The 11919-nt window shown below is 73.9% G+C and carries 10 protein-coding genes and 1 pseudogene; 6 read left to right on the plus strand and 5 right to left on the minus strand.

What is annotated here, in order from left to right:
• The first annotated feature begins 61 nt into the window (after positions 1-61).
• The gene (locus ACH4PY_RS33215) at positions 62-868 is read left to right on the plus strand and encodes a LysM peptidoglycan-binding domain-containing protein (protein ID WP_398191705.1); all 807 of its coding nucleotides are present in this window, start codon (positions 62-64) and stop codon (positions 866-868) included.
• A 155-nt stretch (positions 869-1023) separates the two neighbouring features.
• Here the strand turns inward: ACH4PY_RS33215 and ACH4PY_RS33220 are convergent, their stop codons facing one another.
• On the minus strand, positions 1024-2223 hold the full coding sequence (locus ACH4PY_RS33220) for a cellulose binding domain-containing protein (protein ID WP_398191708.1): 1200 nt from the start codon (positions 2221-2223) through the stop codon (positions 1024-1026).
• Positions 2224-2557: 334 nt separating this feature from the next.
• Between ACH4PY_RS33220 and ACH4PY_RS33225 the strand changes: the two genes are divergently transcribed.
• Positions 2558-3916 carry a SpoIIE family protein phosphatase gene (locus ACH4PY_RS33225; RefSeq protein WP_398191711.1) on the plus strand — a complete coding sequence of 453 codons (1359 nt, stop codon included), beginning with the start codon at positions 2558-2560 and terminating at the stop codon, positions 3914-3916.
• Between the two features lie 73 nt (positions 3917-3989).
• Here the strand turns inward: ACH4PY_RS33225 and ACH4PY_RS33230 are convergent, their stop codons facing one another.
• The gene (locus ACH4PY_RS33230; RefSeq protein WP_398191714.1) at positions 3990-4241 is read right to left on the minus strand and encodes a hypothetical protein; all 252 of its coding nucleotides are present in this window, start codon (positions 4239-4241) and stop codon (positions 3990-3992) included.
• A gap of 97 nt (positions 4242-4338) precedes the next feature.
• Between ACH4PY_RS33230 and ACH4PY_RS33235 the strand changes: the two are divergent.
• Positions 4339-5094: pseudogene (locus tag ACH4PY_RS33235) on the plus strand (helix-turn-helix domain-containing protein); the annotation flags it as partial.
• A 37-nt stretch (positions 5095-5131) separates the two neighbouring features.
• Here the strand turns inward: ACH4PY_RS33235 and ACH4PY_RS33240 are convergent.
• Both ACH4PY_RS33240 and ACH4PY_RS33245 read right to left on the minus strand, forming a co-directional pair.
• Positions 5132-7324 (minus strand): tetratricopeptide repeat protein, encoded by a 2193-nt coding sequence (locus tag ACH4PY_RS33240; protein ID WP_398191717.1) that lies wholly within the window; start codon positions 7322-7324, stop codon positions 5132-5134.
• Positions 7325-7443: 119 nt separating this feature from the next.
• Complete coding sequence (locus ACH4PY_RS33245; protein WP_398191720.1) at positions 7444-8088, minus strand: dihydrofolate reductase family protein; 645 nt, start codon at positions 8086-8088, stop codon at positions 7444-7446.
• A gap of 226 nt (positions 8089-8314) precedes the next feature.
• Here ACH4PY_RS33245 and ACH4PY_RS33250 point away from each other — a divergent pair, with 226 nt between their 5' ends.
• The 3 genes from ACH4PY_RS33250 to ACH4PY_RS33260 all read left to right on the plus strand — a co-directional run bounded on the left by ACH4PY_RS33250 (position 8315) and on the right by ACH4PY_RS33260 (position 11333).
• Positions 8315-9256, plus strand: coding sequence for an ABC transporter ATP-binding protein (locus ACH4PY_RS33250; RefSeq protein ID WP_398191723.1), 942 nt, complete (start codon positions 8315-8317; stop codon positions 9254-9256).
• Complete coding sequence (locus tag ACH4PY_RS33255) at positions 9256-9987, plus strand: ABC transporter permease (RefSeq protein WP_398191942.1); 732 nt, start codon at positions 9256-9258, stop codon at positions 9985-9987. The genes ACH4PY_RS33250 and ACH4PY_RS33255 overlap by 1 nt, the downstream gene beginning before the upstream one ends.
• Positions 9988-10067: 80 nt before the next feature.
• Positions 10068-11333 carry a sensor histidine kinase gene (locus ACH4PY_RS33260; RefSeq protein ID WP_398191726.1) on the plus strand — a complete coding sequence of 422 codons (1266 nt, stop codon included), beginning with the start codon at positions 10068-10070 and terminating at the stop codon, positions 11331-11333.
• 41 nt (positions 11334-11374) lie between these two features.
• Here ACH4PY_RS33260 and ACH4PY_RS33265 read toward each other — a convergent pair whose 3' ends face one another.
• The gene (locus ACH4PY_RS33265; RefSeq protein WP_398191729.1) at positions 11375-11833 is read right to left on the minus strand and encodes an ASCH domain-containing protein; all 459 of its coding nucleotides are present in this window, start codon (positions 11831-11833) and stop codon (positions 11375-11377) included.
• Positions 11834-11919: the final 86 nt, after the last annotated feature.

Below are 11919 nucleotides of genomic sequence, written 5' to 3' on the forward strand. Positions count from 1 at the left end.
GACTGGCATCGGCGGGGGCCGGCGTCTGCGGACAGGTAATAACTGGAACGAGGTCCGCACCATGCCGAAGCACGCCCGTAACCGCTCGCTCGCAAAGCGTCTGGTCTCCGTGCGCGGAGCCGTCGTCGTCGGAACGTTCGCCGCGCTCTCCTGCGGGATCGTCACCGGCACGGCGAGCGCCGCCACCCCGGAGAAGGCTCCCGCCAAGTCGACCGTGTCCGCGAAGCAGAAGGCCGAGCACAAGGCCGCCAAGCGCACGTACACCGTCAAGAAGGGCGACACCCTGATCGGCATCGCCCGGCACCACAAGGTGACCGGCGGCTGGAAGGGCATAGCCGCCCGCAACCACATCACCAGCCCGTACATCATCCACCCGGGCCAGGTGCTCCAGCTCCCGCACGCCCCGCACGCGCACGCCCCGGCCGCGAAGGCGCCCGCGGCCAAGGCCCCGGCCGCGAAGACGACGGCGTCCACGGCCACCGCCACGGCGTCCGCCGCGACGTCCACCACGACCACCGCGCAGACGGCGAGCACCGCCACCGCCTACCCGGACAACCTGGACGGCTGGATCAACCACTCGCTGGCCATCATGAAGCAGCAGGGAATTCCCGGCAGCTACGACGGCATCTACCGCAACATCATGCGGGAGTCCTCCGGCAACCCCAAGGCCATCAACCTGTGGGACTCCAACGCCGCGGCCGGCACGCCGTCCATCGGTCTGCTCCAGGTGATCCAGCCGACCTTCGACGCGTACCACGTGCCGGGCACCTCGACCGACATCTACGACCCGGTCGCGAACATCACCGCCGCGTGCAATTACGCGTACCACGTGTACGGCTCGATCGACAACGTCAACGGCCCGTACTGAACCGCGATTTCGCATTCACCCCGGCGCACCCGCGCCGCCCGCCGGAAAGGCGGGCGGCGCGGGTGCGGCGGCTTCGGTCGGGAAAGGCCGCCGGGTCGAAACGGATCAGGCCGGGTCGGGCTCGATCAGGCCGAGTCAGGCCGGACCGGGCCGGATCAGGAGCAGGCGGTGCCGTTCAGGGTGAAGGCGCTGGGGGACGCCGTGCTGCCCGTCGTGGTGCCCTGGAAGCCGAAGGACTGCGAACCGCCCGCCGGGATCGAGCCGTTGTAGGCCAGGCTGCTGGCCGTGACGGCGCCGGAGGACGGGCTCACCGTGGCGTTCCAGGCGCTGGTGACGCTCTGGCCCGAGGGCAGGGTGAAGCCGAGCTTCCAGCTGCTGACCGCGCTGGAGCCGGTGTTGGCGATCGTGACGTTGGCGGTGAAGCCGCCGGACCAGGTCTGCGTCGCGTACGTCACCTTGCAGGCCGACGAGCCCGTGCCGCCGGTGCTGCCGCCGTTGGTCGAACCGCCGTTGGTCGTGCCGCTCGACGTACCGCCGTTCGTGGTGCCGCCGTTGGTCGAGCTGCTGCCGGTGTTGACCGAGGACGAGAAGGAGTTGACGGCCAGGCCCGCGCCGTTCTGCCAGGGCTCGAAACCGGCCTGCACGCTGGTGAGGTACCAGTTGCTCTGGGCCAGCCCGCGGCTGATCGTCTCGTTCGCGAAGGCCTTGACGTCGAAGCTCCAGCTGCTGATCGCCGAGGGCGCGACGAAGGAGATGACGTCGTTGCCGCCGTTGTTGCCGGTCCACACGTCCCAGCTGCGGCCCCCGACGTTGGCGGTGCCCACCTTGGAGCCCACCGGCTGGACCGCGCCGACGTGGTTGAACCACACCATGATCTCGGTCTTGTTGACGCCGTCGGTCTTCGGCGTCGGGTCCAGCCAGATGTCGTAGGCCGCGTCGAACACCGCGTTGCTGACGAAGTTGTACGAGATGCTCGTCGGCGCGCTGCTGATCTGGCTGAGCTGCGCGGGCAGGTTGGTGCCGGGCGAGCAGTTGGTGTAATGGCAGCCGTTGAAGATCGACGGGTACGACTTCGGCGCACCGTTGGTCGGCACCGAGCCGTCCGCCGTGGTGAGCTGGAAGCCGCTGCTGGTGACGTTGATGCACTGGGTCGCCGAGGTGCCCCAGCGGTTGTTCTGCACGACGTACTTGCCCTGGATCGTCGTCGACCCGTACTGGTCGCAGATCTGGGTGTCGGCGTGCGCGGCCGGGGCGGAGGCCAGGGTGACCAGGCCGCCGACGCCGAGGCCGAGTACCGCGAGCGCGGCGACGGCGGTTCTGCGCGTGGAGCGGAGGGCTTGCTGTAGCGACTTCATGCTTGTCCCTTCGATGACAGGCACGGAGGTGGGGGGACCGAGCAAGCGCGGTGCGGGCGGGCTCCTTTCGATGCGATTCGATCGTGGTTCGATTCGATTCGATCAGCATGGGAGCGCTCCCACAACTGCTTCGGAACAAGGACGGTAAGGGTGGCGTCCCACGCGTGGCAAGAGTCCCGTCCGACCCACGCACGTATCCGCAGGTGGGCGCCACCGGCCGACGCGGGGCACTGCGCTGGATGGGGGCCGTACGGGCGCGTCGCGGGAGGCGTGCACCGGCCGGACGGGGCCCGCGGGTTGACTGGGCCGCCGGACGGGAGCGGGTGGAGGCGGCGTGGTGGCGGGCAGCGACGAGGGCGACGGCAGGAGCGGTACGGCCGCGGGGCGCGACGCGCACCACGAGCGGGAGGACGGTGTGTGCGGCCACGCCGGCCGGACCGCCCACCGCCACCCCGCCGCGGACGCCCTGGACTACGCAGCCCTCTTCGCCGCCGTCCCGGCCGCCTGCGTCCTCCTCGACCGCGACCTCAGGATCGTCACCTGCAACAAGGCCTACACGGAGGTCACCGGCCGCAGAGCCGACGAGCTGTCCGGATGCAGCTTCTTCGAGGCCTACCCGCCCGATCCCAGCGAGCCGACGTCCGACGGGGCGGAGGTGCAGCGCCACGGCCTGGAGCTGGCCCGGCGGACGGGTGAGACCAACATGCTGCTGCTGCACCGTTTCGCGATTCCGCACCCGGAACGTCCCGGCGAGTTCGACCCCCGCTGGTGGAACGTCACCAACCGCCCGCTGGTCGGCCCCGAGGGCCAGGTGGAGCTGATCATCCACCGCATCGACGACGTCACCTCCTTCGTCCGCTGGGAGCGCGAGGGCGCCGAACCCGTGCCGGACGGCGAGCTGATGAAGGCCCCGCGCGCCGAGCTGTTCACCCGGGCGCGCGAGCTCCAGCAGGCCAACGCCCGCCTCCAGGAGATGACCAGCCGCACCCGCGACCTGGCCCTCACCCTCCAGCGCGCGATGCTCGCGACCCCGGACCTGGACGCCCACCCGGAGATCGCGGTGCGCTACCGCCCGGCGCTGCGCGACCTCAACGCGTGCGGCGACTGGTACGACGTGGTGGACCTGTCCGAGGGGCGGCTCGGGCTGTCCGTGGGGGACGTCGTCGGCCACGGGGTGGACGCGGCGGCCATCATGGGCATGCTGCGCAGTGCGCTCAGCGCGGCGATGCGTGTCGCGGACGGCCCGAGCGGGGCGCTGGAGACGCTGGGCCTGTACTCGCGGGCGTTGCCGGGCGCGATGTCCACGACGACCTTCGCGTGCCAGGTCTACCCGGAGAGCAAGCTGCTGACGTACAGCAACGCGGGCCACCCGCCGCCGGTGCTCATGGAGCCGGACGGCACCTTCTGTTTCCTGGACCAGGCGACCGACCCGCCGCTGGGGGTGCGCCTGGAGCACGTACCGCGCCCGCAGGCGACGGTCGAGTACGGCTCCGGCTGCCTGCTGGTGATGTACACCGACGGCCTGATCGAGCGGCGGGACGAGGACATCGACGTCGGCCTGGACCGGCTCGTCGCCGCCGTCCGCGAACTGCGCACCCTCGATCCCGAGGAGCTGGCGGACGACCTGCTGAAGGCGATGGCCAAACCGGACGGCCAGGAGGACGACGTCTCCCTCATGGTCATCCGGCTCTGAGCCGCGCCCGAAGCCTGCCGCGCCGCGTCGGTGCCGGGCCCGCGGCACCTCCCGGGGTGCGCCGGGGCGCCGGTCAGGCGTCCCGCTCCCACGTGTGGCGCCCGGCGTGCGCCGCGAAGAGGGCGCAGCCGGTGGTGGGGCCGTGGGCCGGGCAGTCCGCCCGCACGGCGACCTCACGCGGGCGGCCCCGCGTACCGCCCCACTCCGACCAGACGGCTCCGGCCTCCGGGCCGTGCAGATGGTCGTAGGCGAGCCCGGCGTGGTCGCCCCCGTGCCCGTCCTCCAGCGCGCACACCAGCCTGCGGGCGTTCAGGTCGGAGGCCACGTCCTCGCCGAACGCGAGGACGCGTGCGGCGAGCCGCGCCCCGAGAAATCGCGACCGCGTCGCAGTAGAGCGCGCTGTGCCGGTCCCCGTCGCCGACGTGCGCCCACACCACCTTGCCGGGCACGTCCTCGCGCGAGGCCACGCCCCACATCCGCTGGCTGAGCACGTCCACGAGGTAAAGCCCGCGCCCCCGCGCCGCGTCCTCGCCCCCCTGCCGAGCACGGGCACGCGGAAGGCGTCCCCGTGCTCGGCAGGGGGGGGGCGGGACCGTCGCCGGTGCCCCGGTTCCTGGCTCGGCTACCTCGGCGAGGAACTCCGCCTCGCGCGGGACGCGCAGGGACTTTCGGGCCGCGAACTGGCCTCGCAGACCTCGTACTCGTTCCAGCAGCTCTGCAACGTCGAGAAGGGCCGCCGCACGCCGTCCGAGGCGTTCACGAACGAGGTGGACGCCGCCCTCAACACCGGGAAGCGGTTCGCACGGATCCTCCGCCGGGTCCTGGCGGAAGCGCTGCCGGACTGGTTCCAGGGCGCGCCCCGGGAAGAGGCACAGGCGATGCGTATCCAGACGTACCAATGCCAGGTCGTGCACGGCCTGTTGCAGACGGAGGAATACGCGCGGGCGCTGATCCAGGCGGCTCAGCCTCGGGCCTCCCAGGACCGGATCGAGGCCCTGGTCGCCACGCGGATGGCACGGCAGGCCATCTTCAGGGGGGAGAACCCGCCGTACTTCTGGGCCATCCTGGACGAGGCCGTGCTTCGTCGCCCGGTGGGTGGCTCAGCAGTGATGGTTCCGCAGCTGGAACGGCTGCTCAAGGAGTTTGCGAGCCCCCACATCACGATCCAGGTCCTGCCGTTCGCGGCGGGGGCACACGCAGCCACAGAAGGCCCGTTCATCCTCTGGTCCAACCGGGGGCCTGACCCTCGCGCCAGGCCGCCGCCGTGGCGAGGACGGCGCGGGTGTCGGGGTGGTCCGCGCCCAGCACCCGCGTCAGGTCGTCGGCGAGTTCGGCGTACGCGGTCAGCGCCGCCTCCGTGTCGCCCGCCGTGCCCAGGCTCTTGGCCAGGTCTTCGCGCAGGAGGAAGGCGTTGCGGTGGTCGGGTCCGAGGACCCGCTCCACGTCGCGCAGCAGCTCGGTGCAGGCGGCCACCGCCCCCTCCGCGTCGCCCGCCTTGCCGCGCCACCGGGCGAGGATGTGGCGCAGGGCGAGGGTGCGCCGGTCGTCGGGGCCGAAGACCCGCACCGCGTCGGGCAGCAGCTCGGTGAACGCCGCCACCGCGTCCTCCGGGTCGCCCGACTCACCTCGCCACCGTGCCAGGCCGAGCCGGGCGGAGAGGGTGTTGTGGTGGTCCGGGCCGTGGACGCGCCGGGTGTCGTGCAGCAGCTCGGTGTACGCCGCCACGGCCCCTTCCGTGTCACCGGACTCGCCGCGCGACTCGGCGAGATCGAGCTTGGTGGCCAGCGTGCTGTAGTCGTTGCGGCCGAGGACCCGCGTCCGGTCCTCGAGCAGTTCCTCGTGCGCCTTCGCCGCGCCCGCCGCGTCACCCGCCCGGGCCCGCGCCTGGGCGGCGCACTGCCGGGCGGCGAGCGTGCACCAGTGGTCGCGCCCCAGGTGCCGGGTGGTCGCCCCGATCAGCGCGCGGTAGAACTCCTCGGCCTCGGCGGCCTGCAGGGCGTCCTCCAGGCTCATGCCGTGGCGGAACAGCACTATGTGGGCGGCCCCGCGCGCGTAGAGGCATCCGGTGGGCTCGCCCAGGGCGACGAGCACGGCGGCGTTCGCGCGCAGTGCGGCGGCGAGGGCGCTGTCGCGTTCGTTCTCCGGCCAGGCCTCGGCGAGCGCGTCCGCGGCCACCCGGAGGCACGCGGCGAACCGCTTCGGTGTGAGGGTCTCGCGGGTCGTGCGCTGCACCAGCGCGTGGACGTGCACGGTGCGCTCGGGCCGGTCCGGGGTGTGGTCGACGAGGCTCAACCGGTGCAGGAGCCGCAGCGTTTCGTGGACCTGCCCGGCGGTGACGCGGCGGGTGCGGCCGGGCAGGAGACGCCCGCGGCCCTTCCGGGCGAGGAAGGCGCGGGCCGCCGGGGCGGTCAGGACGTCCGCGGGGATGCCGTTCGGGTCCAGCATCGCCGTCAGCGCGAGCAGCGGGCGGGCCAGGCCGCGGGGTTCGCAGGTGTCGGCCAGCTCGGCGGACAGGGACCAGGCCGCGGCGACCGGGAGGCGCTGGTCGTCGGGCAGGGCGTCGGGGCGGGGCAGGGCGTGCGCGAGGGTGCGGGTGCGGTCGGCGAGCAGGGCACGGTACGCGGCGGCGCCGACGGCCTGGTCCGCCAGGTACGCGGCCGCCTGCGACAGGGCCAGCGGCAGGCGGCCCAGCTCCCCGGCGAGGGCGGCGAGTTCGGCGGCGGGCTCGGTGCGGCCGTGCGCCGCCAGGACTCCGGCGAGGTAACCGGTGGCCTCCTGCGGGGTGAACAGGCCGACGTCGACGCGGCGGCGGCCCGTACCGGTCAGGGCGGCGTCGCGGCGGCGGGTCGTGACGAGGGTGCGGCCCGCCGGGCTGTCCGGCGGCCACAGGCCCCTGAGGTCCGCCGGGTCGGCGACGTCGTCCAGCACGACGAGCCAGCGGTGGGGCTTGGCCCGCAGCCACGCGAGGAAGGCGGCGGCCGCCTGCTCCGGCTCCGCCGGGTCCGCCCCGCACAGCTCGGCGGCGGCCTGCGCGTAGGACGCGACGACGGCTGGGCGGCCGGTGGCCGTGACCCACACCAGGACGTCCAGCTCGCGGGCGTCCCACGCCCGGTGCGCGTGCGCGGCGGCGAGCTGCGTCTTGCCGACGCCGCCGAGCCCGGTCAGGACGTGGCAGGGCCCGTCCGCCCGCAGCTCGGCGGACTCCGGGCGCGGCTGGAAGGACTGGGCGAGCGCGGGCAGCACCCCGACCTGGTGCGGCAGTGTCGCGGGCTGCCGGGGCGCGGCGTACAGCGTGACCTGCTCGGCCGCCCCGACCGCGAACCCTCCCCCGGCCGCCCGGATCTCCACGTCCCGCCCGGCCCTCAGCCCGCGTCCGCCCCCGTGCCCGCCGGGCGCCGTGTCCACCACCCTGCACCACCTCCGGCACCGATTCTCCCGCCGGGGGCTTCTCGGGGCGGACGGTTTCCCGGGGGCCGGTGGAACTCCGCCCCGGTCGACTTCCGGATCGGCAACCCGGGCGCCGCCGGTCAGCGGCGCCAGAACAGGTGGTGCACGATGCCGCTCGGGCTCGGGATCACCTCCAGGTGGAAGCGGTCCTCCAGGTCCTTCGGGGAGTCCCACAGCCGCAGCCCCTCCCCCAGCTCCAGCGGGACGACGGCGACGTGCAGGGAGTCGACGAGGTCGGCGTCCAGGAACTCGCGGACGGTGGAGACCCCGCCGCCGAGGCGGACGTCCTTGCCGTCCGCCGCCTCCCGCGCCTGCGCGAGGACGGCCGCCGGGTCGGCGTCGACGAAGTGGAAGGTGGTGTCGGAGAGCGAGAACGACGGCCGGGTGTGGTGCGTCATGACGAACACCGGCGTACGGAACGGCGGCTCGTCACCCCACCAGCCCTGCCACTCGTGGTCCTCCCACGGGCCGCGCTGCGGCCCGAACTTGTTGCGGCCCATGATCTCGGCGCCGATGTTGTTCAGGAAGTCCCGCGTGAAGTAGTCGTCCAGCCCGCGCGTCCCACCGGGCTCGGTGCGGCCGACCCAGCTCGCCGTCGCCCCGGCCCAGCCGAACAACCGCTCGGGATGCGGGAGCCCGAACGGCATCTCCAGACTCTGGTTCTCCGCGGCTGCGACGCCGTCCTGCGAGACGCAGAAGTTCATGACCCTGAGCAGCTGTCCCATGGCGTTGACCTCGCCGTTCCTTCTCGTACGCTCTCGCGCGGGGCGGATGCCCCTATACAAGTGCGTCGAACGGCGCGGGCCGGAATCGACACGGCGGCGGAAGATTTCTCCGGGACCGTGCCGGGGGCGCCCGGCGAGCCCACCCCGCGGGCGGGACATTTGTACCGGGGCCCCGGGGACATTCGGTGCTGCCCCGGCCAACCCCCGTGCCCCTAGCGTCAGTTGCATGGAAGATGCCGCGCGGCTACGCGCAGTACGGAAGAGGTTCGGGAGCGTCGAGGCCGTCGCCGGGCTCGATCTGCGGCTCGCCGCGGGCGAGACCTGCGCGCTGCTCGGGCGCAACGGCGCCGGGAAGTCCACGACGATCGCGCTGCTGCTGGGGCTGGACCGCCCGGACGACGGGGAGGTGCGGGTCTTCGGCGGGACCCCGCGGGAGGCCGTGCGGGCGGGCCGGGTGGGGGCGATGCTCCAGGCGGGCAGCCCTGTGCCGCGGGCGACCGTACGGGAGCTGGTGGACTTCGTGGCCGCCACGTATCCGCGGCCGCTGCCCGCGGGCGAGGCGCTGGAGCTGGCCGGGATCGGGGAGCTGGCGGAGCGGCGGGCGGACCGGCTGTCCGGCGGGCAGGCGCAGCGGCTGCGGTTCGCGCTGGCGGTGGCGGGCGGGCCGGAGCTGCTGGTGCTGGACGAGCCGACGGCGGCGCTGGACGTGGAGGCCCGGCGGGCGTTCTGGCGCTCGATGCGCGGGTACGCGGCGCGCGGCAACACCGTGCTGTTCTCGACGCACTACCTGGAGGAGGCGGACGGCAACGCGGACCGCGTCGTCGTCCTCGACGAGGGCCGTACGGTCGCCGACGGCACCGGCGAGGAGATCAAGCGGCGGGTCGGCGCGACGCTCGTGGCGTTCGACCTCGCGGGCGGCGGCACCGCGGGGCTGCGCACGCTGCCGGGGGTGCTGTCGCTGGAGGTGCGCGGCGAGCGCGCGGTGCTGCGCAGCGCCGACTCCGACGCGACCGTCCTGGCGCTGGCCGCCGCCGGACGGGTGCGCGGGCTGAGCGTGACGCCCGCGAGCCTGGAGGAGGCGTTCCTCACCCTGACCGCGCACGACACCCCGCACGAGACCGAGGGCCGGGGGCCCGCCACCGCCCCGTACGAGGAGGCCGTCCGATGATGCTCGCCTACATCCGCCTGGAGGTCCGCCGCACGCTGCGCGACACCGGCTTCGTCGTCGTGGGGATCGCGACCCCGCTGCTGATGTACCTGCTCTTCACCAACCTCGGCACCGGGGAGTCCGCCGAGGACACCATGGACTACGCCCGCTACTCGATGATCGGCATGGCCGCGTACGGGGCGATGGGCGCGGCCCTCGGCGTGGGGCCGGGGATCGCGGACGACAAGGCGCGCGGCTGGCTGCGGCAGCTGCGGGTCACCCCGCTGACCCCGCTCCAGGTGGTGCTGGCGCGGGCGCTGACGGCGGGGGTGACGGTGCTCCCGGCGATCGTGTCCGTCTTCACCGCGGGCGCGCTCGTGGACGGGGTGCGGCTCGCGGTGTGGCAGTGGGCCGCGGCGGCGGTGCTGATGTGGCTGGGCACGATCCCCTTCACCCTGCTGGGGCTCGGCAACGGCTACGGGCTCACCGCGCAGACCGCCGGTGTCGTGAGCATGGTCAGCATGATGGGGCTCTCGGTGCTCGGCGGGCTGTGGCTGCCGGCGGACGTCTTCCCCGGCTGGCTGGCCGCGATTTCGCGCTGGACGCCCACCGCCCGCTTCGGCGATCTGGGCTGGAGCGTGCTGGACCGGCACGCCCCCGGTCCGGGCACGGTGGCGGTGCTGGGCCTTTGGCTGGTCGTTTTCGCCGGTTACGCTGTGTTCTCCTACCGGCGGAGCGCCCGGACCGTATGACCGTACGACCGTACGGACCGGCGTCGCCTCCCCCGGCGGACGCAAGGCGGCAGCGCACTCGACGGGGGACGGGGACCACCATGGCAAGGACGAGGACGAAACGGGCAGGCAACGCGAAAGCGGACGCCGGCGCCCCGGACGAGACGTGCAGCCGCCGCATGTGGTGGCGGCGCGGCCCCGAGGACTTCGAGCAGGAGATCGAGCACCTCAAGGCACCCGACGGCGGGGCGCTCATCCCGTGGCTGCTGATGGTGATCGGCCCCGGCGCGGACATCCTCAAGGGCGAGGTGGCCCTGCCCTGGCTCGCCGGGAGCGGGCTCCTGCTCTTCTGCGTGCTGTACGTGTCCACCGTCCGCTCGTCCTTCAGCGAGCGGTGGCGGCGCAGCCGGGTGCCCTACCGGCTGCTCGCGGCGCTCGGCGCGGTCACGCTCGCGCTGGCGATCGGCTACGGCGGCAACTTCATGCTGCTTTTCGTGCTGACGTCGCTGGGCGCAGGCTGCGTGTCGCGCAGCCGCCGCTTCCTGGGCGCCTCACTGACGGTGCTCAGCGCCTCGGCGGGCGTGGTGTCGAGCCTGCACCACGAAGGCTTCTGGAGCACCACGAGCCTGGCGTACGGGACGTTCCTGTCCGGCTTCGTCGTGTCACTGATCATCACGCTCTTCCAGGCGGTGGCGCAGCTCAAGGCCACCCGGCAGGAGCTGGCGCGCAACGCCGTCGCCGAGGAGCGGCTGCGCTTCTCGCGCGACCTGCACGATCTGCTGGGGCACACGCTGTCCGTCGTCGTGGTCAAGGCGGAGGCCGCGCGGCGGCTCGCGCCGCGCGACATGGACGCGGCGCTGACGCAGGTCGGCGACATCGAGGCGGTCGGACGGCAGGCCCTCACCGAGATCCGCGAGGCCGTCACCGGCTACCGCGAGGGCAGCCTCGCGACCGAGCTGGACCGGGCGCGCTCGGCGCTGGCCGCTTCCGACATCGAGGTCGTGGTGCGGGAGTCAGGCCCGCCGCTGCCGCCGCAGACCGAGGCGCTGCTGGGCTGGGTGGTGCGCGAGGGGGTCACGAACGTCGTACGGCACAGCGGCGCGGCCCGCGCCCGGATCGAGCTGCACGCGGCGGACGGGCAGGCCCGGCTGACGATCACCGACGACGGCTGCGGCCCCGCGCCCGCCGCCCCGCCGCGCCCCACGGCCGCCGGGAGCACCGCGACGCTGCCTCGTACGGGCACGGGCCTGCGCGGCCTGACCGAGCGCCTCGCCGCGGCGGGCGGCTCGCTGACGACCGGCCCGTCCCCGTCGGGCGGCTTCCGCGTGACGGCGGTGCTGCCGACGGGCGAGGACACGGCGGGCTGAGCCGGGGGCCCGGGGCGGGCCTGGTGTCCGGCCGCGCGGGGTCAGGCCTCCGGGGTCGGCGTGCGCAGGTCGGCCACGACGCGGAAACGCTCCAGCACCACCGGGGTGGTGTCGTCGACCGTGAAGTGCGGGTCGTCCAGGGCCTCGCGCATCGCGTCGCTGTGCCAGAAGGCCTCGTGGCCGCGGCGCCACTGCTCGACCGTCGTGTAGCCCTCCCCCTCGTCCACCGCGTGCGCGAGGTCCACCTCCCCGAGCGGCACCACCCGCACCTCGGTGACCTCGACGACGGCGACCCCCTGCCCGGCGGAGTCCAGCACCACCGACCGCTCCCCGACCCGCGGCAGCTCCTCCCCCTCGTGCGTGTAGTCGGCGACGACCCCGGTCGTGGACGTCTTGCTGCCGTCCAGCACCGCGGCGACCAGCTGGTCGCGCAGTTCCCCGGGAAAGCCCAGCTGCATGATCCCCGGCGGCTCGGCGCCGCCCTCTGTTCCACTCGTCATGGCACGTCACGCTAGCGGCTCACCCCCGCGGGCCACGCGCCCGGAGCGGAAGGCGGCCGCGAGGCCGGGCGTGGCCGGTCTCCTGC

Origin of the sequence: Streptomyces sp. NPDC021224, from assembly GCF_044332905.1 — a bacterium.
GTDB lineage: Bacteria > Actinomycetota > Actinomycetes > Streptomycetales > Streptomycetaceae > Actinacidiphila.

Excerpts from the sequence above, each read along its gene's own strand:
- ACH4PY_RS33215 (WP_398191705.1), top strand. The coding sequence starts at position 62 with ATGCCGAAGCACGCCCGTAACCGCTCGCTCGCAAAGCGTCTGGTCTCC.
- ACH4PY_RS33220 (WP_398191708.1), bottom strand. The coding sequence starts at position 2,223 with ATGAAGTCGCTACAGCAAGCCCTCCGCTCCACGCGCAGAACCGCCGTC.
- ACH4PY_RS33245 (WP_398191720.1), bottom strand. The coding sequence starts at position 8,088 with ATGGGACAGCTGCTCAGGGTCATGAACTTCTGCGTCTCGCAGGACGGC.
- ACH4PY_RS33250 (WP_398191723.1), top strand. The coding sequence starts at position 8,315 with ATGGAAGATGCCGCGCGGCTACGCGCAGTACGGAAGAGGTTCGGGAGC.
- ACH4PY_RS33255 (WP_398191942.1), top strand. The coding sequence starts at position 9,256 with ATGCTCGCCTACATCCGCCTGGAGGTCCGCCGCACGCTGCGCGACACC.
- ACH4PY_RS33260 (WP_398191726.1), top strand. The coding sequence starts at position 10,068 with ATGGCAAGGACGAGGACGAAACGGGCAGGCAACGCGAAAGCGGACGCC.
- ACH4PY_RS33265 (WP_398191729.1), bottom strand. The coding sequence starts at position 11,833 with ATGACGAGTGGAACAGAGGGCGGCGCCGAGCCGCCGGGGATCATGCAG.